Origin of the sequence: Chryseobacterium sp. 'Rf worker isolate 10', from assembly GCF_050753305.1 — a bacterium.
Taxonomy (GTDB): Bacteria; Bacteroidota; Bacteroidia; order Flavobacteriales; family Weeksellaceae; genus Chryseobacterium.
Map to the genome: position 1 here is coordinate 1496341 of NZ_JBOZOF010000001.1, position 24112 is coordinate 1520452.

Sequence of the window (24112 nt, forward strand, 5' to 3'; positions counted from 1 at the left end):
AGTTAAGGTAATATCTGCACCCCAGCCTATTTCATTGTCATAGTTTCCTGAAAGGGACATCCATTTTTTTAAAAATGTATCTGACTTTTGTGGAAAACTACAATTTTATTTAAATTTTTTCTTTAGCTCTTCGTTCTCTGCTTTTTGCTCTTTAGAAAGAGGCGTTGCTTCTCTGGTTTCCGAAATAGGTACATTTACATTTGCATCATTTACAAAATAATAAACACAGCCTGTCGTATCCCCATTTTCATTCCATAGCTGGTTTAAATTTTTATCCGAAACCTGAAAAGCATTTTCAAGCGACTTGCCATTATTTAAAATATAAACAGTTCCATATTTTTCAGATTTCTTCACCGTAAAAGAACCCGTATTATTTATATTCTCTAGTTTCTTACCCTCATACGTACTTCCTTCAGGATAAATCACAGAACTTTTAAATTCTCCACCATCCCTTTTTTCATTCAAATCTAAAGAAAGCGTTTCAGTTCCTATCACATCCATAATAGTTGTAAACCTGCTTTTATAGATTTTAGTTTTGAAAGCAGCAGGCAGGTTTTTAACATTAGATCCAGCCAAATTTTCGTTTTGTTTTTTTTCTTTGCAAGAAAAGAATAATACTACTGAAAGGCCAGCTATAATAACCGGCAGATTGAATATTTTTTTAATCATAATTTTTTGCATTTTCAGCTAGAAATGTCAAAAAATATGCCGATCCAATCAAAAAACTAATAAGTCAATGTAACACCTGCACCCCAGCCCATTTCATTGTCATAGTTTCCGGAAAGAGATAACCATTTTTGAACGATGTATCTTACTCCTGTAGAAAACTCTCCGTCTGAATTGACACTGAAGTTCCCTCTCAGTCTTCTGGAAAGCGGAATATCTTCACGGCTCAGTTCTAATAGCACTTTTCCGTTTTGATCTACACTTGCATCAGCTGTAATCAACATGGGTAATACATACTGCATACCGACCATCAATGCAAATTTGTTTTTTGAAGCTTTCTGCTGTCCGAACCAGGTCTTTTTACCATGAAAATCCATTCCCATATCTTCCGACATCTGTCTTTCCATGATCTCATGATTTTTCTGAACTCTGATTCCTGCATAAGGAAGTGCCCATTGAAATTTTCCTAAGAAACGGCCTACTTTTGCGCTTCCTTCAAGGTGATCAAAATTCCAGTTGGAATGAAACTCATTCAGGTTTGCCCATCTTGGTCCAAACATTGTCATTGTTTCTGCATGAATTTTATTGCTTGCAACATCCAGCATCGCCATAGAACTGGTCATTTTATTATCTTGTAAAAAGTTTTTCCAGGCCAACTTTCTGTTCGGAAGCTCTGGATTGGGTTTTGAATTTTCATAGCTGAAGATTCTTCCCATTCCTGCCATCATATGGTATAGAATATGACAGTGGAAAAACCAGTCTCCATCCTGATTAGCTGCAAATTCTATTGTCACGGTTTCCATCGGCATAATATCTACTACATTTTTCAGGGGAGAATACTCTCCTTTTGAATTGATTAATCTGAAATCGTGACCATGAAGGTGCATTGGGTGGCGCATCATAGAATTATTATATAGTTTAATTCTAAGAACCTCTCCTTTTTTGATCATTATTTTATCTGTTTCCGTCACAGTTTTGTTATCCAGCGTCCACAGATAATGGTTCATATTTCCTTCCAATGTAAATTTCATCTCACGGATACTGTCAGTAGGGAGAATTGTTTTTTCAGGAGACTTTAAAATATTGTAAGACAATCTCTTGATTGTTTTTTCTTCCTTCATATCCATTTCTGAGTGTTGAGAATGATCACCTTTTTTATCTTCTTTGGTTTTTATTCCCATCATTTCGTTGATGTGCTTTGCTGTAGTTTTTCTCTGACTTTCGGATAATTCCGGATACATTACTTCATTCATATCCATCATCTGATTTCCCATCGTCATATTCATCGGTTTCATATTTCCGCTCATCTCCATCATCCCATTCATCATTTTCATTCCCTCAAAAAGCATCAGCCTTGGAAGATTGGGAGCTTCTATCTTTTCACCTGAACCAAGCCAAAGCGAAGCATGTCCTATTCTATCTTCAGAAGTCGCTCTGAATTCAAAGCTTTTATTCTCAGGAATAGTGACCTCAATATCATACGTTTCGGAAACGCCTACAATCAGGCGGTCAACTTCTACCGGTACCACATCATTACCGTCATTTCCGACTACTTTTATCTTTCCTCCACCATAATTCAGCCAGAAATAGGTAGATGAGCCTCCATTAGCGACTCGCAATCTTACTTTGTCACCTGCTTTTAGATTAGAATAATCCGAACTGGGAGTACCATTGATTAAAAATTTATCGTAATAGACATCACTTACATCCATAGCTTCCATCCTTTTCCATTCATTCAAAGCCTTTGTCCCGAGGTTTCCGGATTTAATAGCTTCCCAATAACTCTGTACTGCATTTTTCTTTACAGCATACCAATCTGTGTTGGCCATATGAAGTCTTCTTGCAATCTGCATGGGATCGTCATCACTCCAGTCTCCCAATAATACCGGAATTTCAGCGTTATATTCTGCTTTCGGTTCACCTTCTCTTTTTTTGAAAACCAGAATACCATTCATTCCAATCTGTTCCTGAAGTGCTTCATGAGAATGATACCAATAAGTTCCGTTTTGAGAAACTGTGAATTTGTATAAATGAGTTTCTCCCGGCTTCACAGGTTTTGTGGTAAGATATGGAACTCCGTCCTGTTCGTTTGGAAGAATCACCCCATGCCAGTGCAGTCCAGTATTTTCCTTAAGCATATTGTGCAGGTAAATCACAGCTGTATCTCCTTCCGTAAAATACAAAGTCGGAGCCTGAAGTTTCCCGTTGATTGCAATTGCTCTTCTGTTTTTTCCAGTAAAATTTACAATGGTATCTTTTACATAAAGGTCGTAGCGAACCGTTTTTCCTCCGAAAGTAATTCTCCCGTTTTCAGAGTTTCTTTTTAAAACAGAACCTTGTGCCTTCGGTTGATCTGTAAGAGAATGATTTTCTTTTTCCTCAAGTTCCATCCCGCATTTAGGACATTTTCCAGGTTTGTCTGAGATAACTTCCGGATGCATCGGACATGCATAGGTAATTTGAGAATGTGTTTTATTTATTTTTGTTTCTGAGGATTTTGCTTTTACCTCTGTTATAGATTTCGCTTCCTGTTTAGTTGCTGCTTTTGATTTTATGGCAACAGCTTTCTTCTCCAGAGTCATTCCGCATTTCGGGCAGTCTCCGGGTTTAGATGACACCACTTCAGGGTGCATCGGACAGGTATAAAATGTTTTTGTTGTTTGAGCGAAAGTAAATATAGAGAACAAAAGTATCAGAAACATTATCAGTTTTTTCATAATATTTCGAACTTTTTAGAAGTCGCACAGCTTAAAGTTAATTATACATCAAGCTATGCAACTATTTATATTAAAGAACATTACGGTAACTATTTAATTTCCGATTTTACACTTCCGCAAGAAAGCATAGACTTTCCGTAGTATGGATTAACGATCTGTTTTTCATCGCTTAGCCAGCTTCCGTCTGCCATTGGGCAATACTGTACATAGACTGGTTTATCAGAAAGCTTAAACTGCTTAGTCAGAGCAATCATATTGTCCGAAAGATTTAAAAATGTTTCTCTCTGTGCGGCAACATTTCTTGCTTCAGAAATTGCAGAAGCATCTTTTCTGAGAACATTAAGATTTCCTTCAGAAACTACTTTGTAATCGATAACAGATGCTGTTTTAATGAATTCTGTTGCGGCTTTTGAAGTTTTGTCAGCATCATCTGAAGCTAAAGCTGATTTGATAGCAATATAGTTCTGATACAGCTTAGAAACCTGAGCATCCTTTTTAGACTGTGCTGATAATGAAACGATTGAGAATAAAGATAAAGCTGCTGTGATGATATATTTTTTCATTGTTTTAAATTTTAGAATTAATTTTAATAAAGAATAAGGCATAACGCACAAGTAAATGCGTCAGAACACGTCGCCTGTAACAGTATAAAATTTTATTACACCGGAAACGACAGACGGATTCTAAATTCTAAAATTACAATGATTGATGTAAATGGGTACCGGCTGGTATTCAGGCGGCGCATTGATCTGAATTTGAGTATATTTCGTTGCAGAAAACGATTTGTCAATAACAGTAAACTGATGTTTTGCCGGAATTTCTGTAACTACACTTAAGAAATCAACATTAAGAAGATCAGATTTTTGGGAATCGTCTACTTTTACGATTTTGATTTCTGTTTTGCAGCATCCTTTTTTGTCTTTAACACCACATTTTCCACAGATGTCATCCACCTTCTGGCTTACAGAAACAAATTCTTTCATACAATAATGAATGCTAAAAGCTGCTCCGGAAGAAAATCCGAAGTAGAAAATAGAAAACAATATGGCAAGAATCTTTTTCATTGGTAAGGCAAAGTTAAAAATATCTCTGAGACCGTTGTTATAGAATTTGGTAATGTTGTTATAAAATTCTGGAAAATAAAAAACTTCCGGATTTTCCGGAAGTTTTCTATTGTATTATTTTATCTCGCAGATTAAGCAAATTTTAGTGAAGGCCTTTGCTTACATTTCAATTCTATAGTCTGAATTCCAGTTTCACATTAAAGAAACGTCCTGTTAGACGTACCGGAACAGGATACATATAATTGCTGTTATAATCTGTAATCCATTGGTTCGCTACCGTGTTATTGATATTGAATGCGTTGAAAACCTGAACACCTAATGTCAGTTCTTCAAAATTACCCCAGAAACCGGATCTCTTATTTTTCTCTTTCGGATCGATAAATACTTTTGTCAATCCCAAATCTACTCTTTTATAAGAGGGAAGCGTCTGCTGATAATTATAAGCGGCATTAAAATCAGGCTGCCCGTTACTGTTGAACATTACAGGAGCCCCTGTTGGCAACCCCATCGCATATACCAAAGTAAGGTTTACGCGCATAGAAGGGAAGCTCGGCATATAATCCTGATAGAACATGGCAAACCTCAACCTTTGATCTGTAGGTCTCGGGATATCCCCTTTCCCATCAATATTTTCATACACTCTGGCATAACTTGCAGACAACCAAGAATCTACACCCGGAACAAATTCTCCGAATAATCTTGTATCAATACCATACGCATATCCTTTAGAGTTGTTCTGCCCAGAATAACGGATTCTTACATTATCCATATAATACGGAATCAGATTATCCATTTTCTTATAATAAAGTTCCGTAGTCAGTTTAAATGGCCTGTCATACATCTGGAACTCGTAATCATTGGCAAGAATTACCTGGATAGAGCGTTGTGATTTTATATTAGAATTAAAATTACCGTCTAAATCTTTGATCTCTTTATAGAAAGGAGACTGATAATAGATACCCCCTGAAATTTTGAACAACATATCGCTGTCCCAATCAGGTTTTATCGCAAATTGAACTCTTGGAGAGAAAATAGTCTCCTTATTGAAGCTCCAGTTGGCAACACGTACTCCGGCATTCACAAATACTTTACTGGCTCCCCAGTAGAACTTTTGTGAATATTGAGCATAGGCAGACAATCTTGTAGGTTCAATATTATTTTGTCCTGCAATATAGTAAGCAAGTTTAAGATCTCCTGTATTTCCGGTTCTCGGATCAATAACTTCCGGTCTTGGAATACTGTATCCTGCAGAATCTACAAGCTTCCATTCATTGGTAAGATCTTTCAGATTTTCTTTTTCATATTTAAATCCAACCTCAAAGTCAGTATTTACATTGGGAGAAAATTTAGCTCTGAACTGGGTTCCATATGTTCTTACAAATAAATCGTTTCTTGCATGCTCTATCTGCCCTCCAACATCAAAAGAGGTCACAGGTTTCTGTGTTACCGGATCAAAAGTCTGCAATTCATATTGCGACTGTATAGTATAATATTCTCTTTCTCTGTTCTGATAAGCAAAAGCATCCAAAGTAAGCTTCCATTTGTCTGTCGGCTTATAATTCATGGAGAATGTACCCATCATATTTTTATACTGGTCATTTTCCTGACCTCCATATCCAATATTTACAGTAATTGGCTGCTGGAGACTTCCGAACGTAACACTTTTCGCTTTAGGAATCATCTGATAATCATTCTTGGAATAGTATCCAATGAATGACATGGAGAATTTATCACTGACATGATAATTCAGATAAGACTGGAAATCCCAATATGTTGGGTTAAAATCTGTGTCTTCCTTTAATGTATTAAGAACAAGATTGGTATTTCTGTATCTTCCGGAAAATAGGGCTGTAAATTTTTTATTTTTTGAAGCCAGACCTGTTGTCAGCCTGCCTCCAATTAAACTAGCCTCTCCTGAAACTTCAAATTTTTCAGGTTCACGGTAATAGATATTTAAAGCAGAAGACATTTTATCTCCATACTTGGCTTCAAATCCACCTGCAGAGAAATTCACTGCAGACACCATATCCGGGTTAATGATACTCATCCCTTCCTGTTGAGAGTTTCTGATCAGGAAAGGTCTGTAGATCTCAATATCATTAATATAGATAAGGTTTTCGTCATAGTTTCCACCACGAACCATATATTGGGAAGACAGCTCGGTATTGGAATTTACGGAAGGGAGTGTTTTTAGCAATCCTTCAATTCCACCATTGATAGAAGCTACTGATTTCGCTTCTTTCGCTGAAATTCTCACATTGGTAAGGTCATTGGTTCTTCCTGTTACTTTTTTCTGGAAGACAACTTCCTCTATATCGGTCACTTTAGTGGTCGCTGTATCTTTTTTTCTTTGTTGGGAGAAAAACAGTACAGGGACCATAAGGCTTAGCGGTAAAACTAGTTTTTTCAAAAGAAATGTTTTAGAATTTCTAAAATTAATGTTTTTTTAACAATTACAAAATTGATTCTCTAATTCTTGTCAATTTTTGTAACAAATCTTCTAATAAATCTAATCTTAACATATTGGCACCGTCAGATAATGCGGTTTCCGGTGTTGGGTGTGTTTCAATGAAAATTCCGTCCGCTCCTACTGCAATTCCTGCTTTGGCAACAGTCTCAATAAGATCCGGTCTTCCACCTGTAACTCCTGAGCTCTGATTCGGCTGCTGTAAAGAGTGTGTAACATCCAGAATCACAGGAGCATATTCTCTCATCGTAGGAATTCCTCTGTAATCCACGATCAGATCTGTATATCCGAAAGAATTTCCTCTTTCAATAATGGCTACTTTCTCGTTATTGGAATCTGTAATTTTCTGAACAGCAAACTTCATCGCTTCCGGTGAAAGAAACTGTCCTTTTTTCAAAGTCACACATTTGCCCGTTTGAGCTGCCGCTACCAATAGATCGGTCTGGCGTACAAGAAATGCAGGAATCTGTAAAACATCCACATATTGTGCAGCCAATGCTGCATGCTCATTTTCATGAATATCAGTTGTTGTAGGAATATTGAAGGTCTCTCCTACTTTTTTAAGAATTTCAAGAGATTTTTCTTCACCAATTGTGGTGAAAGAATCTACACGGCTTCTGTTCGCCTTTTTGAAGCTTCCTTTGAAAATATAGGGAATGTTATATTTATCTGTAAGACTGATTACTTTTTCAGCAATTCTTAATGCCATATCTTCTCCTTCAATAATACAAGGTCCGGCAATAAGGAAAAAGTTTTTTGAATCTTTGTGCGAAATATTATCTAAATACTGAATCATTTTGTTATAATTAAAAAGTTCAGTAAAAATACTGAGAAAGTTTCACAAATGGAAATTATTTGATTGCTTTAACAGGCTATGATTGCAATAGTCTTTGAGTCTTTTAGATTCTTGAATTTCCTATTATTAAATTGATAGATGCTTCGACAGGCTCAGCATGACAACCCTAATGCTATCTGTATGCAAACATTAAAACTATGATAACCAAATAGTAATAAAAAGACTCTTGAATCACTGATTATTAATGGATAGATGCTTCGACAGGCTCAGCATGACAATCCTAATGCGATCTATATGTAAACGTTAAAACTATGATAACCAAATAGTAACAAAAAGATTCGTGAATTTCCGATTATTAATGGATAGATGCTTCGACAAGCTCAGCATGACAACCATAATGCTATCTGTATGCAAACTTTAAAACCATGATAACCAAATAGTAATAAAAAGACTCTTGAATCTCTGATTATTAATGGATAGATTCTTCGACAAGCTCAGTATGACAATTCTAATACTAACTTTTATAATAGCATAAAAACTGTGACAACCCATAAATACAACAAGTGTAGGAAACACGTTGGAGTTCACGTTACATTAAAAGTTAATTTACAGCGATGTCATGCTGAGCCTGTCGAAGCATTGCGATGATTTATTTAGAATTTCTTCAGAACCTTCTCAAACGTATTCACATTTCTGCTGGTAAACTGATCTTTAAGATTCTTCTTGCCCAGCACTTTTCCAAAGGTAGAATCTAAGGTATTTCCCTTTGGAACCTGCCAGTAAAATATTTCATTGATGATTTCTGCCTTTTCATTTTCTACCTGACCCGCTTTTTGAAATTCTTCCATTAAAACTTTTTCTACGCCCGGAATTCCGACAAAACCATAAATATGAAGCGCATCATTCTTTTCAAAAGGAATACTGTTCCAGAAAACCTCTGTCTCTGCCTGAGATTTTACAAACAAAAAAGCTTCATAAGAAAAATGATCTGACATGGCTTTTTCCAAAATGGTCTTTAAATCTTTCCCATTTTTATCTGAAGAAAAAACAATATTTCCGGAAGCTAATATTGAACTCACATCTTTCATACCTGCATCTTTAAAAACCTGGCATACATCAGCCATTTTCATATTGGTTCCTTTTACGTTGACGCCGCGGAGAAAAGCACAGTATTTCATTTTTTTAGGTTTTAGTTTTTAGGTAATAGATTGCAGTTTTTGAGCCTTAGAGTTTGAGAGTACTAGAGCGATTATAAATCTTTTAATCAACTCTAATGTACAAATTATAGTCTGTTCCGGAAGGTTTCAGGTTGTATATTTTTTCTAAAATTTTATTGTCACTTTTCAGATGATCTTTCACACGGAATTCTTTCAGAAGTTTATAATGAGTTTTATAATATTCTGAATTTATAGTACTTTCTTCGTATAGATTCTGGTAAGAAAGAAGATACTTAGGTTTTCTTGTCTTTACAGTATTGATCCAGTAATTTACTTTATCCTTTTTAATTTCTTCCTGAATCTGTTTATCTACCAGCCCAACCTCATCAATTGTTTTTAACCCTGAGAAATAAGGGACATAACCAGCCGGTTCCAATAAAATCCACTGATTTTTATCTTTTTCATATTGATTCAAATAGGTTCCAATCGTTCTTCGATAGTTCCATTCTCCATTTCCTGTTGCAATACAATGAACAGTCTGGAAAACAAGCATTGGGAAAATATAAAATATTACCAGTAATGAAAGCCATAGGTTTCTCTTCTCTTTCTGCTCTAATACAAAAATAAGAACAGGAACGAAAAGTAGCAGCTGTGGTACCCAGTAATACCAGTCGAACAAGCTTTTCTGAGAAATAAAAATAATCTGTTTTGCCCATCCGAAGAGAAAGATCATCCATAAAAAATAGTTTCTCTTTTCTCTTTGTCTGATCAGATAAATAAAGCAAAGCAGCTCAAAAATCAAGATAACAACAGTCATAGGATTGAAATCTCCGGGTACTTTAAGCATTCCCCAGAAGTTTCCAAAACTTTTAAAAAAATGCCCAATCTCCTGTTGGATTGTAAAATTTTTATTGTACAGAAGTTTTTTAGCTGTAATCGTATTATTCACCAATTCTCCAAAGTAGAACCAATTGAAAGCAACCGTTGATAAAACGCCCAAAATTCCTCCAAAAATATAATTCCATCTGATTTTTTTGTTCCAGAATATATCTACAAGGAAGACAATTCCAAGGAAGATCACGGTATCAATTCTGGTAAACATAATCAATATCGGAAGAAGGATCAACACCCATTTTTTTCCTTTGTTAAATCCGTAATACAGCAATGCCATCTCCAGAAAAAACAGGATTCCGTACTCCATTCCGAGAATTGAAATTTTAATAGATGGAGGCAAAATACCGATCAGAAATATAAAAATAGCTTTATGCCAAGGGTTTTTAAGAACCAGATGAGAAAGCAGTAATGTTCCTATTGTAAATAATAGGGAATTAAAAATCAAAAGAGGTTCAATAAAGTTTTCTTTTCCAAAAACAAGATTGAAAAGATAAGACACAAAAACATATAAATGTGTAGTAGACGCAGAAATTTTGGTATCTCCATTGAAACCAATTACTCCGTAGTCAAGAAAATTTTGAGCAACTCTCCAGGTAATAAATGCATCCTCCTGGATATAGTGCGTCAGTAAAAAAAGAAGCTTAAAAGCAACTGTAGCAATTACAGCATAGATTGGGAACCTGCTATTTTTTGTTTCAGCCATTATGTATTTTTAATTGTACAAATATAATCTTAATATTCAGGATTCCCAATAATAAAAAAACGGGACCGAAGTCCCGTTTTACAATATGTTATTTTGTTGCTTTTATAATTGCTGTGGTGATCTGATTTTCTTTTTCTTTTGAATAAGTAGAATCATAGGGTTCCATCACATCAAATAAATACTGGTAGAATGGTGCGATCTGCTGTACATTTTCAGACTCTTTCATTGCCTTTTCTTTACCCATTTCCTGAAGATCTTTGATAAAGACATTGAACTTCTTGTCAATTGGCTCAATAGATTTTATCAGGTAAGCATACCCTTTTTCTTTTTGTCCGATCTTAGTATAAGCATCCGTTACTGCAGAAACAACAAGAGAATATTCCATCGGTTTTGTTCTCATTTGTCTTCTCAGGTAGCTTTGATCTGCTTTGGAAAGGCTTAAATAATAATCATATTCTTCAAAGATTCCTTTTTTAAGTACCTCAGCAAGCTGAAGACCTTTTTGCTCCTGACCTGCGATGATGTATCCTGATACAATTGAGCTTAATGAACGAGGATCGTTATATTTCTCAGCAGGAATTTCTTTGGCTGCAAGATCCAGAATTTCTAATGCTTTAGCTTTCTGTCCGCTTAATGCTAGTGCTGCTGCAGCTCTGCTTGCTGACATTCTATAGCTGATAATGTTAGAAGTAGCCGTTTCATCAAAGTGAGCATTTAGGTTCTTAAAGTTCCCCCATCTGAAGTTTTTCACTACGTTGTAAAGAGAATTGGCATCTACTCTTCCCATATCTCCATCAGCTGTAGGAGGTGTTTGGATAGGGATTAATCTATAGCTGAACCCGTCAAACTGAAGGTAATCGTTCAGATAGAAAATATTCTCACTGTCATAGATTCCTCCTGAAGAGAAGTTGATTGGACGCTTCCAGTCGAAGTTCGCCAAAAGATCCATCAGAATCAGGTTATTCTTATAAAGAGTGTTTCCTTTGTAAGTAATCATGATCTGATTCGCTACATTCGGAAGATCTTCTTTGTTGATGATTCCTGCTTTCAAAGCATTTTCTTTATTTACAGGAAGAATGAATTTGTTTACAGGAAGAATATTATATTTTTCATATTTCTCTTCTCCGAAGTACATTTTCAACAATTCGTCTTTTTCAGGAGATTTAAACTTAATGAATTCAATAGCCTGTTTCAATGTTAAAGAATCCTGAGTAAGATATTTTCTGAAAGACTGGAATTCTGTTTCCGGAGCACCCTGTTCTTTCAACATAGAGAAAACACCTTCCCAATCTTCTTTCTTCATCATATAGATCTGATCATTTACACCATCTCTGTAATCGTCATGTGTCAACTGGCTAGGAATTCCCATAGCGTTGTACGTTCTTCTTTTTACCTGATCAAGATTCCATGGAGTTGAAGCAAGGGTAAAGTTCACTACCTTCACATCATCTCTGAACTGTTCTGTTTCCTGGATCGCCCAAACCGGGTAAGTATCGTTATCTCCGTAAACGAAAAGGATGTCGTTTTTCGGTAATGATTTTAATACAGAGTACGCATAATCGTAAGCCGTATATCTGTTACTTCTGTCATGAACATTATAGTTCTGGAAGCCCATCATAAAAGGAACTCCTAATAAAACGACTCCTAAAGCAATGTTGGCTCCGTTTGATTTTATTTTAGACTGTAAGAACCACAAGATGGCTCCGGCTCCCAAACCAATCCAGATCGCAAATGCGTAGAATGATCCTACCATCGCATAATCTCTTTCTCTTGGTTCAAAAGGTTTTACCCCTGTATAGAAAACAATACCTACACTTGTTAAAATAAATAAAGACAGTAGTGCATAGAATCTTCCGAAATCTCTGTTTAATTGGAAAAAGAATCCTATCAAACCTAAGATTAATGGAAGGAAGAAGAATTTTACCGTACTTTCATTCATAAATTTAGCAGGCATCTTGTCCTGATTTCCTACTGTCACATTATCGATGAAAGGAATTCCGGAAATCCAGTTTCCTTTCGTGCTTTCCATATTTCCTTCAAGGTCGTTCTGCCTTCCTACAAAGTTCCACATCAGGTATCTTACAAAGTAATATCCGTTCTGGAAAGAGATGAAATAATCCATATTCTGAAGGAATGAAGGCTTCTGAACATTGATCAGGTTATATGGTTTTACTTTCAGATAGTCTGCAGCGGTAATCGATTTATCTTCATATTTCGCTCTCAATTCATCAAAGATCTGCTTAGCCTGTGGATTATCTGCCACATCTTCATTACCATAGTTGAATGTAAAATCAGGAGCACCATACATAGAAATATAGTTCGCCATTACATCCTTGTCTTCGTTGAACATTCTTGGCATTAAGCTTACCTGAGACTTGTTGAATACATAATTGAAACGGTCTCCGGTTTTTCTGTATGTTCCGGTTTTTTCATCTTTTTCGTAGATTTCTCCGGTTTTTTGTGTCTTAAAGCTTCCATCTTCATTCTTCTCAATTCCGTTAGCATCAAGGAATGCCGTATAGTTTTGTCCATAGATTGTAGGCCAGTCACCATACTGCTCTCTGTTATAATAATCCAGCATACCAATTGCCGTATCCGGATCATTAAGGTTCATTGGCGGATTAGCATTCGCTCTGATAGGAATAACCATCCAGCAAGAGAATCCGATCATCATGAAAACTACAGATAATGCAGCCGTCTGGTAGATGTTTCTTTTTGCTTTTCTTGCATACTTGATTAAGAAATAGCAGATCGCTACCATCAAAACAAAAGCCGCAATAGTTCCGGAGTGGAAAGGAAGTCCAAGACCATTCACGAAGAAAATCTCAAGTCTTCCGAACATAGTCATTATTAAAGGGAAGATAATTTTGAAAACGATAATCAAAATCCCTAATGTGATAAGGTTTGCCCAGATAAAGTTTTTCCAGGTAAACTTATAATTTCTTGCATAGTATACTAAACATACTGCAGGAATTGCCAGCATACACATCATATGCACTCCCACAGAAAGTCCTAAAACAAAGAAAATAAGAATAATCCATCTTTCACTGTCTCCCGCTTTATACTCATTCTCCCATTTGGTGATTAACCAGACCAAAAGCGCAATAAACATAGAAGCCATAGAGTAAACCTCACCTTCTACTGCCGAGAACCAGAATGTATCTGAGAACGTAAAGCAAAGTGCTCCTACTGCTCCGGCAAATAAAATAGAAATTTCCTGATGTTTTGTAATTTCTTCAAAATCTTTGTTTAAAAGTCTTCTCACAAAGTGTGTGATCGTCCAGAACAAAAATAAAATAGTCAGCGCACTGAACAATGCAGACATCGCGTTGATCACGATAGAATAATTTTCGCCTTTTCCTAATGCAAAAATGGCTGCCACGGCACCCACTATCTGGAATAAAGCAGCTCCGGGAGCGTGCGTTACTTCAAGTTTTACTGCAGAAGAAATGTACTCGCCACAATCCCAAAAACTGAAATTGGGTTCTATGGTGGACAAGTACGTGAAAAACGCAATGACGAAAATCACCCATCCTGAAACGGTGTTCCATTGCCTAAAAGTCCAATTTTTCATAGTATTAAATCAATTATGCGAAAATAAGGCTTTTATCTTATTTTATGCGGGTTTTAACAAAATTTAAAAATTTTGGCGTAGTATTTGCGATTATAGACGTGTCAAAACTGTAAATACGAAAATAACTTTTTACAAAACTATGCCCTAGAAATCAAACAAAAGTTTAGTAATTATTTATTTTTTTGTATTTTTGCAGTCAGATTTTTATTGAAAATAACAAATAATGAGTAATGTTTACGATAATATTCTTGGCCTGATAGGACACACTCCGATGGTGAAGCTAAATACTGTTACAAAAGATATTCCAGCAACCGTTTATGCCAAGTTAGAATCATATAATCCTGGACATTCCACCAAAGACCGAATCGCACGTCATATTATAGAAAACGCAGAAGAAAGAGGCCTTTTAAAAGAAGATTCTGTAGTTGTAGAAACTACTTCCGGTAATACCGGGTTTTCTATTGCGATGGTATGTATCATTAAGGGATATAAATGTATTCTTGCAGTAAGTGATAAAACAAAACCTGAAAAAATTGCTTATCTGAAAGCATTGGGAGCTACGGTGTATATATGCCCAGCCAATGTGCCGGCGGATGATCCCAGATCATACTATGAAGTTGCTAAAAGAATCGCTCAGGAAACGCCTAATTCTATTTACATCAATCAATATTTTAACGAACTTAATATTGATGCGCACTATCAGACTACAGGTCCTGAGATCTGGGAACAAACGGAAGGTAAGATCACTCACCTTTTTGCCTGCACTGGAACTGGTGGTACGCTATCCGGTTCTGCCAAGTTTTTGAAGGAAAAAAATCCGGATATCAAGATCATTGGTGTGGATGCTGATGGTTCTATACTGAAGAGCTTTCACGAAACAGGAGAAATCCATAAAGAAGATGTACATCCTTATCAGATTGAGGGAATGGGTAAAAACCTTATTCCTGCTGCCCTGCTTTTCGACAAGGTAGATGAATTTGTAAGGGTAAATGACGAAATGTCTGCCTACAGAACCCGTGAAATTGCTTTGAAAGAAGCTATCATGGGAGGTTATACTACCGGAGCTGTAACGCAGGGATTGATACAGTATGCTCAATCTCATGAGCTTACAGAAAATGACTTAATTGTTTTAATATATCCTGATCATGGTTCCAGATATATCACTAAAGTATATAGTGACAAATGGATGGCCGAACAGGGATTTGTCAACAACTGTGTTCACAATTATGACGAAGTTTTCAAAACAGAGTTCATCAAATAAGAATAAATAAAATCACAATACAAATAAAGCCTTTTGCGTGTTCTACAAAAAAGGCTTTTTACTTAAAAATTACGATACAATGTTGGATATTTTTGAAAGAATAAAAGAAAATCCAGGACCACTTGGACAATTTGCAGATTATGGTGAAGGCTATTTTATTTTCCCAAGATTAGAGGGTCCTATCGGCCCTAGAATGCAGTTTCAGGGTAGAGAAGTAATTTTCTGGAGTGCCAATGACTATTTAGGATTGTGTAATCATCCTGAAGTTATAGAAGCAGATGCAAAAGCGGCTGCAGAATACGGAATGTTCTATCCAATGGGAGCAAGAGCGATGTCTGGAGAAACAGATCAGCACCTTCAGTTGGAAAGAGAATTGGCAGACTTCGTAAAAAAAGAATCAGCATATCTATTGAATTTCGGTTACCAGGGAATGGTTTCTACCATTGATGCTTTGGTAAGCAGAAATGATGTGATTGTTTATGATATGGATTCTCATGCCTGCATCGTGGATGGAGTAAGACTTCATTCCGGTAAAAGATTTACCTACAAGCATAATGATATGGCAAGTCTTGAGAAGAACCTTCAGAGAGCAACCAAGGTGGCTGAAGAAACAGGAGGAGGTATTCTTGTGATTACGGAAGGGGTTTTCGGAATGAGAGGCCAGCAGGGAAAAATTAAAGAGATCTGCGATCTGAAATCAAAATACCAGTTCAGACTATTGGTAGATGATGCACATGGTTTCGGAACCCTTGGTACAACAGGTGCCGGTGTGGGTGAAGAGCAGGACTGCAACGATCAGATTGATGTTTATTTTTCTACTTTTGCTAAATCTATGGCAGGTTTCGGAGCATTCCTTGCGGGTGACAAAGAAATCATCAGATATCTGAAATTCAACCTGAGATCACAAATCTTTGCAAAATCTCTTACGATGCCAATGGTAATCGGAGGATTGAAAAGACTGGAGCTATTGAGATCAAGACCTGAGATCAAAGCTAAACTTTGGGAAAATGTTGAAAAACTACAAAACGGACTTAAAGAAAGAGGATTCAATATTGGAGATACCAACACTTGTGTAACTCCGGTGATGATGCAGGGAACTCCGGTAGAAGCAACTCTATTGGTGAAAGATTTAAGAGAAAATTACGGAATCTTCACCTCTGTGGTGGTATATCCGGTCATTCCGAAGGGAATGATTCTTTTAAGACTGATTCCTACCGCTTCTCACACAGATGCAGAGATCAATGAAACTCTGGCAGCATTTGAAGCAATTCATGATAAATTAGTAGGTGGCTACTACAAAGAGCAGGAGCAAAAATTACTGCAGGAACAAGGATTAAGTTTTAAACCGATTTAATCTTAAAAAATAAAAAAAGCCACTGATTGATTCAGTGGCTTTTTTGTTTAATAACTATAAAAGCAAATGAAACTTAGAGGTTACACACTGGGAATTCTGTCAGCCGTTTCATATGGTCTGATTCCGATCTTTATTCTGCCTGTCAAGCGGGCGCATTTTTCAATGGATATTACCCTGTTTTATAGATTTTTCTTTTCAGCTTTAATGGTGGGAGGATATTTGCTATATTCCAGAGAAAGTTTTAAGATTAATAAAAAAGAAGCCTTAATTCTGGCAATCCTTGGAATCTGCTATGCCCTTTCTTCTGAATTTTTGTTTGTAGGGTATGATTTTCTTACCGCGGGAATTGCCTCTACCGTTTTATTTATTTATCCGATCATTGTAGCATTGATCATGTTTTTCTTTTACAAAGAGAAACTTACCAAATTATCCGGAGCATCTTTACTGCTTGCTTTCGCTGGAGTAATTGTTTTATGTTTAAAAGGAAACGGACTGGAAATCAACTTTGCAGGATTGGGAATTGTAATGCTCAGCTCATTGTTTTATGCTTTATATATGGTGATTGTCAACAAATCCAATATCAAAGTTTCCGGATTTAAACTTTCTTTTTATTCTATGCTTTTTACCTCAATGTTCTTTATGACGAAAGCTTTGATGTCGAATGAGTCGTTTGCTATCCCTTCAACGGAGATTTTCATTAACTTCCTTATTTTTGCATTTCTCACTACGGTTATTTCCAGCTTATGCCTGGTATTTGCAATCAAATATATCGGATCTACTCCAGTTGCCATTTTAGGCGCTTTGGAACCCGTGGTTGCCGTACTGATCAGTGTTTTGATGTTTCATGAAAAATTTACTCAAAATCTGTTTATTGGGATTACTTTAATTCTTTTTGGAGTTACCCTTAATGTTATTAGTGATCAAAAGAAAATAGGTCATGTTTAAATGATATAAAAAATAATACAAAAGCCGGACTTAGTTATGAGTCCGGCTTTTTATATAACTTTAGTAAGTATTTTCTATAATTTTGATTGGGCTTCCGAAAGGCTCACTGTTTTTCCAAGTGCTCCAAATTCATGCAGATCTCCAAAAACTTCAATACGGATCGACTGATCAATCCCTCCTACTTTTAATGGATCAAATCCTGCACTTTTAATCACATTTTCCACATCTTTATCAACTGAGGTATCATCTGAAGCATAAAACAATACTGCCTTTTCAGGGCTATTGTTGGAAGCAACCGCAAGACTTCCTGCACCTAATGTCCCAAATGCTTTTACAAGCTTAGCACCTTGGGGAAGCACTGCTCTGTTAAGTTCTCCGGCAGATTCTTTTTCTCCGATAATCTTTTTGAATCCACCATTTCCATCAGGAGTGATAGGATTTGAGACATCAATAATGGTTTTTCCCTTCAGAATTTCTTCATGATCATTGAAGAATTCTTTAAAAGCACCAAACCATATTGCCGGAATAATAATGTCTGCAGTATTAATTGCCTGATCAATATCCATACTTTGAGCAAGACCATTAGACTGTTGAGCAAAATCAGCTGATTCTTCATTATTTCTTGAAGCTACAATCACTTCGTGGCTGTTATTAATTAAATCACCAGCAATTGCTTTTCCAATATTCCCTAAGCCAATAACGGCTACTTTTTTTAATGTTTCCATTTCTTTTGATTTTTAATATTTATCTATGTCAAAATTAGGTGGAAATCTATTCAGAAGATGACAAACTAGTTTAAGAACTCATCTTGACATTTGGTAAGACAAATGATGAAACTAGTTTCATATAAAAGTGAATATGATCAACTTTTGATTCTCCGCTGCCGGATTTTACTTAAAAATTGAGGAGTAATGCCTAAATAGGAAGCAATCTGTGTATTGGCAAGCCGGTTAGCCAGCTGAGGATAATGCTTCAGGAAAGACTCATACTTTTCTTCTCCGGTAGCACTTATATTCTGAAGCACCCGATTTTGAAGTTCAATAAATTTCTGTTCGATAATCACTCTGAAATTTCTGTCGAATTTCGGATAATAGGTATAAAGAAACCAAAGGTCATTTTTTTCTATTTGCAAAACAGTGGAAGTTTCAAGAGCTGAAATATACAATTGACTTGGTTTCTTATTATGAAAACTGTCTATATCCACAATCCAATCGTTTTCTGCGGCAAACTGAAGATTATGTTCTTCTCCCTTACCATCTATATTATACATTTTTAAGCATCCTGAAACCACAAACGTATAATACTGACAGATCTCATTTTCCATTAGTATAAATTGTTTTCGTTTAATTCTCCTTTCAACAAACCGTTCGTTCAAAACCTCAATTTCTATCTTTGAAAGCGGAATATAGCTTTTAAAATATTCTACAAGCGGAGTGGTTTCTTTTGACATTGTAAATAAAATGTACTTGTTATACAGATTTTGAGTAAATCATTATTACAATATATCAAAAAAAACTGAACATTCTAAGGATGAATGACTCTAAAAAACCAATATCAAAAAAATATTTTCATATCGTTCTTTTTTGTATCAAAAATAATAAAATACTGCACAGGAGTTCGTAGAAGTCAGTTTATTGATAAAATAATATCATATTAAGCTAAAAAAATATTATGTCAGAAAACATTTAAGAAAATAAATTCTTTACTTTCTGGCATAACAAAATTTATCTGACTATATTGCATCTGTCTATTAATAGGTGTTTCCTCCACTGAACAGACACATGTATATACTTTTAAAAGCCGATGAAAGAATTGCAAAAACTTACTAAAGATCAATTATACAAAAAGCTCAAAGAAAATTCAGAAAATCTATATAGCATTGCTCATGAAGCCTTGGAAAACAATTTTTTCAATGAAAGCTATTTAGATGAAGAAAGTCTTGCTGAATTTCTAGAAATGCTGGACGATGAAACAGCAGAAAAAATAAAAGATGCTTCTCTGCACATCAATAATGAAAATGACGCCCCTGAAATTGTTCTTATACAAAATGAAAGCAGCACTTCTCTGGAGCTGATTACCCGTGAAGATGAAGGATATAAAATCATTCTTATAGAAGGTGATCTTCACTTATCGGAAAAGCTTTTTGTGGAAGATTATATTGTTCTGATTGTTAGCGGCAATATTCAGGCAAAAAATATCATCATCAATGGTTCGTTCTACTGTTCTGGAAATGTTACCTCCAAAGTATTATTCGGGGCATCGGGTAATGACAATGAAACCTACATCGGAGGAAGTATAATGACCTCTCTTATTGCAGAAAATGGGCATTATACAGTAGCTGAAGGAAATATATATTCCAGGTATTTAATTAGTTTTCATAACGAGATAACTGGAAAAACCGGAAAGTTCATCGAGAATATCAGTATTGAAAAACCTGGCGACATTGGATTATTGAAATCTGAAATCATTGATGAAGACGGATATTTTGATGAAGACGCTTTTTTAAACTTTATTGACGGAAATTCTCCGGATGCTTTATTTAATAAACCGGCTAATTTATTTTAAGATATATTAATTTCATACAGATTGTAATACCATAGAATTCTAACCATTTTTCTTCACTGTTTATAATCAGGGGAAAAAATTTTTTTCTAAAAAAACTTTAGAATAACTTTGCAAAAAATTTTTGTTGAAAGACCTGCTTCTTATTACTCCGCCTTTTACCCAACTTAATACCCCTTATCCTGCAACGGCTTATATTAAAGGATTTTTAAATACCAAAAATATTTCCGCTTATCAGGTAGATTTGGGGATCGATGTTATTTTGGAATTATTTTCAAAAGATGGAATTCAGAAAATTTTCAGCAAAGAAATTGATCTTCAGAATGTATCTGAAAATTCTCAGAGAATTTATGCTTTAAGAGAAGAATATTTAAAAACCATAGATCAGGTCATTATTTTTTTACAGGATAAGACCCCTACACTGGCAAGACAGATTTGCAGTATGAATTTTCTACCCGAAGCTTCCCGTTTCAATCAGTTGGATGATATGGAATTTGCTTTCGGAAATATGGGGCTCCAGGACAAAGCCAAGCATCTGGCAACGTTGTATTTAGAAGATATTTCAGACTATATTGTAGAAAATATTGATTCCGATTTTGGTTTCAGCAGGTATGCGGAACGTCTTGGAAAAAGCGCCAATTCTTTTGATGAATTATATTCAAAATTATCCGGTGATTCCACATTTATTGATGAGTTTACATTAAAAATTCTTCGTGAAAAAATTGAAACTGTTCAGCCGAAACTGGTTTGTTTTTCAGTACCGTTTCCCGGAAATCTGTATTCAGGTTTCAAATGTGCCCAATGGATCAAAAAACATTACCCTCACATTAAAACCGCTATGGGAGGAGGTTTTCCCAATACAGAATTAAGGGAGGTCAAAGATCAGAGAGTATTTGAATTTTTTGATTTTATTACTTTAGATGATGGTGAGCTTCCGCTGGAACTTCTTCACCAAAATTTAGAAGTACCCTCTGAAGAAGGTGAGTTTAAAAGAACTTTCCTTCTCGAAAATAACGAGGTTGTCTACAGGAACAATTCTAAAAGACATGATTACAAACAGTCTGAAATCGGAACTCCCGATTATACCGATTTAAAACTGGATCAATATATTTCCGTTATCGAAATCGCCAATCCCATGCACAGTTTATGGAGCGACGGAAGATGGAACAAACTGACGATGGCTCATGGATGCTATTGGGGGAAATGTACATTCTGTGATATTTCTTTAGACTATATTAAAATCTACGAACCTATTTCTGCAAAAATTCTGGTAGACCGGATTGAGGAACTAATCCGCACCACTGGCGAAACAGGATTCCACTTTGTGGATGAAGCGGCACCGCCTGCTTTAATGAGAGAAGTTGCTCTGGAAATTCTACGAAGAAATCTTGTCGTTACCTGGTGGACGAATATCCGTTTTGAAAAAAGTTTTACCCGCGATTTATGTTACCTCCTGAAACTTTCAGGATGTGTTGCTGTTTCCGGAGGACTTGAAGTAGCCAGTGACCGATTGTTGAAATTAATTGATAAAGGAGTTTCTGTAGATCAGGTCGCTAACGTAACCAGAAATTTTACTGAAGCCGGAATTATGGTTCATGCCTATCTGATGTATGGCTACCCTACCCAAACTGTTCAGGAAACGGTTGATTCTCTGGAAATGGTTCGACAGATGTTTGAGATGGGAATTCTTCAAAGTGGATTCTGGCATCAGTTTGCAATGACTGCCCATTCACCTGTAGGAATCAGCCCGGAAGATTTTGGAGTGATTCCTGTAAAACAGGAAATCTTATTTGCCAATAATGACATAGATTTTAAAGATAAAACCGGAATTGACCATAACAAATTCAGCTTCGGATTAAAAAAATCTCTATTCAATTATATGCATGGAGTCAATTTTGAAATGCCGCTTCAGGAATGGTTTGATTTTAAAATTCCAAGAACGACAATTCATCCCGATTATATTCACGACTGTCTTTTGGAAGATGGACAGTTTAGTCTAAAAGCAAATTCCAAAGTTATCTTTTTGACCAAAAACGTAATCGCTGAGAATCGTGTAAAAAATAAAAAGAAATACTCTGGTACTTATACGTTACTTACATTCCACTTAAAAACCAATATTGTAAAGGTTGAGCTGGAACAGGAAAAGGCAGAATGGCTGATGAATGTGCTGGAAGAGAATGCTATTGAAAATTCTAAAAAACCTACAATTCAACAACTTAAGAATCAATTTGAAGAAAATTTTGAAGATTTTGAGCTATTCTGGTTCTCAAAACCGATGCAGCAATTGAAGGAAAATGGAGTGATTTTGAGTTTATAAAAATTTTCGTTTTTTTCTCAGAGATTTTTAAAATTGCAGAATTTTTGTGAATTTTTATTTTTCTGAACGAATAACATCTGTTTCTATTGAATTATAATCTCCCACAGATTACACAGATTTTGATTTAAGAGAATGAAATATTTTTTTTCATTTAGAAAGAATTTTTATAAAATATAAATCCTAATTTCCAACCACAATATATAAAACGGCTAGATATTCCCATCCTCTGGAGGGGTGGCGAAAATTCAAAGAATTTTTGACGGGGTCGTTTAAAAGTATGATTATATAAGTTTTGGCTAAAGCCAATAGAAATTAATATTTAATAAATGAACGGGCTCCCTTCGTCTATGCTCAGGATATTAACCCGCCCCTATTGATATAAAATATTTTTCTTTTAATTAGGAGTCTCCTTTGATACAGCGCCTACAGATACTTTTTCCTGTATTTTAATAAAATTAGGATCCATAATTGCCATACGCTCTGCAAGTGCTTTATAAGTTGGGAACTTTAAGATAGATGCTCTGCCAGACATTTCCTTGTATATGGTAAAAGATTTTCCGCCAGCTGTTTTTAATTGCTTTGTGGTAGTAATATATCTTCCGATCAATTTACTCTTAGCATCATAGATCTCAATATCTATAGAGGTTTTGTCCATGATGGTATCTTCTGAGCCAAAGCTTACAGGTAAATTGGTAAAATATCCTACCGGAACGCCATTACTAAGAATCTCTCCTACTTTATTGACCTCGATATTCATCTTATCTATTTTCTTTCTTATAGTATAAGCATCTTTGGTTTTAGTGTCCAGCTTTCTTTTAGGAACATTGGAAAAAAGTTCATCAAGAGTTTTGACATTGATCCCTTTATTATCAATAATTTTAAGATCTTTAACGGAAGTAAACACTGCTGATTTCTCTTCTCCTGAGAATGCAGAAGGTGATGAATAATCAATTTCAATCGTCTTATCCCTGTTGTATACTCTATTCATACTGATATAGCTGTCGCGAACGGAGTCAACGACGCTTTTATCAATGAATTTTATAGTATAAAGCGGCGTCTCCTTCAGATCCATAAACGTATATTCGCTGGATTTGCTGGACAGCTTAGCTACCGGAATGCCGTCAAGATTGATAATTCCTCTCTTAGTTTTGATATTCTGAGCATGGAGGAAAACACCCAGAACTGTAAAGAATATGATTATGCCTTTCTTCATACAATCAGACTTTTACATAAATAAAAAAAGTGTAACACAAAGTTACACTTTCTTGAAAATATATTTAGCTTTTCATTTAATTATTCACAAAGGATAATTCCTTTATTATGATTAAATTCTACAACACCGCTTTTGATAGCATAAGCAAAAACAGAGTCTTTTCCGGATTCTTTGGTGAAATTTTTAGCAAAAGCTTCATCAATAGAATTAGCAAAAAGCCTTACCTCACCTCCGATTAAAGAAGAAACGATTCCTGCGTGGTTTTTCATGATGTGAAATTCACCATTTTTTCCAGGCAATAATACTGAGTCTACTTCTCCTTCAAAAACTACGTATTCTGGTGTTAAAATTTTTATATTCATTTTAATTTAGATTTGAAGATTTCAGATTTCAGATTTCAGACAACCTAAAAGTCTCATGTC

General features: G+C 35.5%; 18 protein-coding genes. 5 read left to right on the forward strand and 13 right to left on the reverse strand.

The genetic code is table 11. The features are described from left to right. Positions 1–105 precede the first annotated feature (105 nt). The 9 genes from LKL37_RS06655 to LKL37_RS06695 form a co-directional block, all read right to left on the reverse strand. A complete protein-coding gene (locus LKL37_RS06655) occupies positions 106–669 on the reverse strand; it encodes a hypothetical protein (RefSeq protein WP_431609789.1) in 564 nt (187 codons plus the stop codon). 56 nt (positions 670–725) lie between these two features. Next, on the reverse strand, positions 726–3383 hold the full coding sequence (locus tag LKL37_RS06660; RefSeq protein ID WP_431609790.1) for a multicopper oxidase domain-containing protein: 2658 nt from the start codon (positions 3381–3383) through the stop codon (positions 726–728). An 89-nt stretch (positions 3384–3472) separates the two neighbouring features. Continuing rightward, positions 3473–3946, reverse strand: coding sequence for a DUF3347 domain-containing protein (locus LKL37_RS06665; protein WP_431609791.1), 474 nt, complete (start codon positions 3944–3946; stop codon positions 3473–3475). 120 nt (positions 3947–4066) lie between these two features. Continuing rightward, a complete protein-coding gene (locus LKL37_RS06670; protein WP_431609792.1) occupies positions 4067–4447 on the reverse strand; it encodes an HYC_CC_PP family protein in 381 nt (126 codons plus the stop codon). Between the two features lie 172 nt (positions 4448–4619). Then, the gene (locus tag LKL37_RS06675; RefSeq protein ID WP_431609793.1) at positions 4620–6857 is read right to left on the reverse strand and encodes a TonB-dependent receptor plug domain-containing protein; all 2238 of its coding nucleotides are present in this window, start codon (positions 6855–6857) and stop codon (positions 4620–4622) included. Between the two features lie 43 nt (positions 6858–6900). Beyond that, positions 6901–7710, reverse strand: coding sequence for a 3-deoxy-8-phosphooctulonate synthase (kdsA, locus tag LKL37_RS06680; RefSeq protein WP_121487916.1), 810 nt, complete (start codon positions 7708–7710; stop codon positions 6901–6903). 653 nt (positions 7711–8363) lie between these two features. Further along, positions 8364–8888 carry a DUF1697 domain-containing protein gene (locus LKL37_RS06685; RefSeq protein WP_431609794.1) on the reverse strand — a complete coding sequence of 175 codons (525 nt, stop codon included), beginning with the start codon at positions 8886–8888 and terminating at the stop codon, positions 8364–8366. 82 nt (positions 8889–8970) lie between these two features. Continuing rightward, entirely contained in the window at positions 8971–10464 is a 1494-nt protein-coding gene (locus tag LKL37_RS06690; RefSeq protein WP_431609795.1) for a hypothetical protein, read from the reverse strand. An 88-nt stretch (positions 10465–10552) separates the two neighbouring features. Continuing rightward, complete coding sequence (locus tag LKL37_RS06695) at positions 10553–14038, reverse strand: glycosyltransferase family 117 protein (RefSeq protein ID WP_431609796.1); 3486 nt, start codon at positions 14036–14038, stop codon at positions 10553–10555. Positions 14039–14261: 223 nt separating this feature from the next. Here LKL37_RS06695 and LKL37_RS06700 point away from each other — a divergent pair, with 223 nt between their 5' ends. The 3 genes from LKL37_RS06700 (at position 14262) to LKL37_RS06710 (ending at position 17598) form a co-directional block, all read left to right on the forward strand. Then, complete coding sequence (locus LKL37_RS06700; RefSeq protein WP_431609797.1) at positions 14262–15299, forward strand: PLP-dependent cysteine synthase family protein; 1038 nt, start codon at positions 14262–14264, stop codon at positions 15297–15299. An 82-nt stretch (positions 15300–15381) separates the two neighbouring features. Continuing rightward, positions 15382–16653: an aminotransferase class I/II-fold pyridoxal phosphate-dependent enzyme gene (locus LKL37_RS06705; protein ID WP_431610441.1), complete on the forward strand. Its 1272-nt coding sequence runs from the start codon at positions 15382–15384 to the stop codon at positions 16651–16653. Positions 16654–16719: 66 nt separating this feature from the next. After that, positions 16720–17598, forward strand: coding sequence for a DMT family transporter (locus LKL37_RS06710; RefSeq protein WP_431609798.1), 879 nt, complete (start codon positions 16720–16722; stop codon positions 17596–17598). 74 nt (positions 17599–17672) lie between these two features. Here the strand turns inward: LKL37_RS06710 and LKL37_RS06715 are convergent, their stop codons facing one another. After that, positions 17673–18323, reverse strand: a complete 651-nt coding sequence (locus tag LKL37_RS06715) for an NADPH-dependent F420 reductase (protein WP_431609799.1) — start codon at positions 18321–18323, stop codon at positions 17673–17675. Between the two features lie 137 nt (positions 18324–18460). Beyond that, on the reverse strand, positions 18461–19048 hold the full coding sequence (locus tag LKL37_RS06720; protein ID WP_431609800.1) for a Crp/Fnr family transcriptional regulator: 588 nt from the start codon (positions 19046–19048) through the stop codon (positions 18461–18463). Positions 19049–19401: 353 nt separating this feature from the next. Between LKL37_RS06720 and LKL37_RS06725 the strand changes: the two genes are divergently transcribed. Next, on the forward strand, positions 19402–20163 hold the full coding sequence (locus tag LKL37_RS06725) for a hypothetical protein (RefSeq protein WP_431609801.1): 762 nt from the start codon (positions 19402–19404) through the stop codon (positions 20161–20163). A gap of 124 nt (positions 20164–20287) precedes the next feature. Continuing rightward, positions 20288–22477 (forward strand): B12-binding domain-containing radical SAM protein, encoded by a 2190-nt coding sequence (locus LKL37_RS06730; RefSeq protein ID WP_431609802.1) that lies wholly within the window; start codon positions 20288–20290, stop codon positions 22475–22477. A gap of 394 nt (positions 22478–22871) precedes the next feature. Here the strand turns inward: LKL37_RS06730 and LKL37_RS06735 are convergent, their stop codons facing one another. After that, positions 22872–23690 (reverse strand): hypothetical protein, encoded by an 819-nt coding sequence (locus LKL37_RS06735; protein ID WP_431609803.1) that lies wholly within the window; start codon positions 23688–23690, stop codon positions 22872–22874. Positions 23691–23770: 80 nt separating this feature from the next. Continuing rightward, the gene (locus LKL37_RS06740; RefSeq protein ID WP_431609804.1) at positions 23771–24052 is read right to left on the reverse strand and encodes a FoF1 ATP synthase subunit delta/epsilon; all 282 of its coding nucleotides are present in this window, start codon (positions 24050–24052) and stop codon (positions 23771–23773) included. Positions 24053–24112 lie beyond the last annotated feature (60 nt).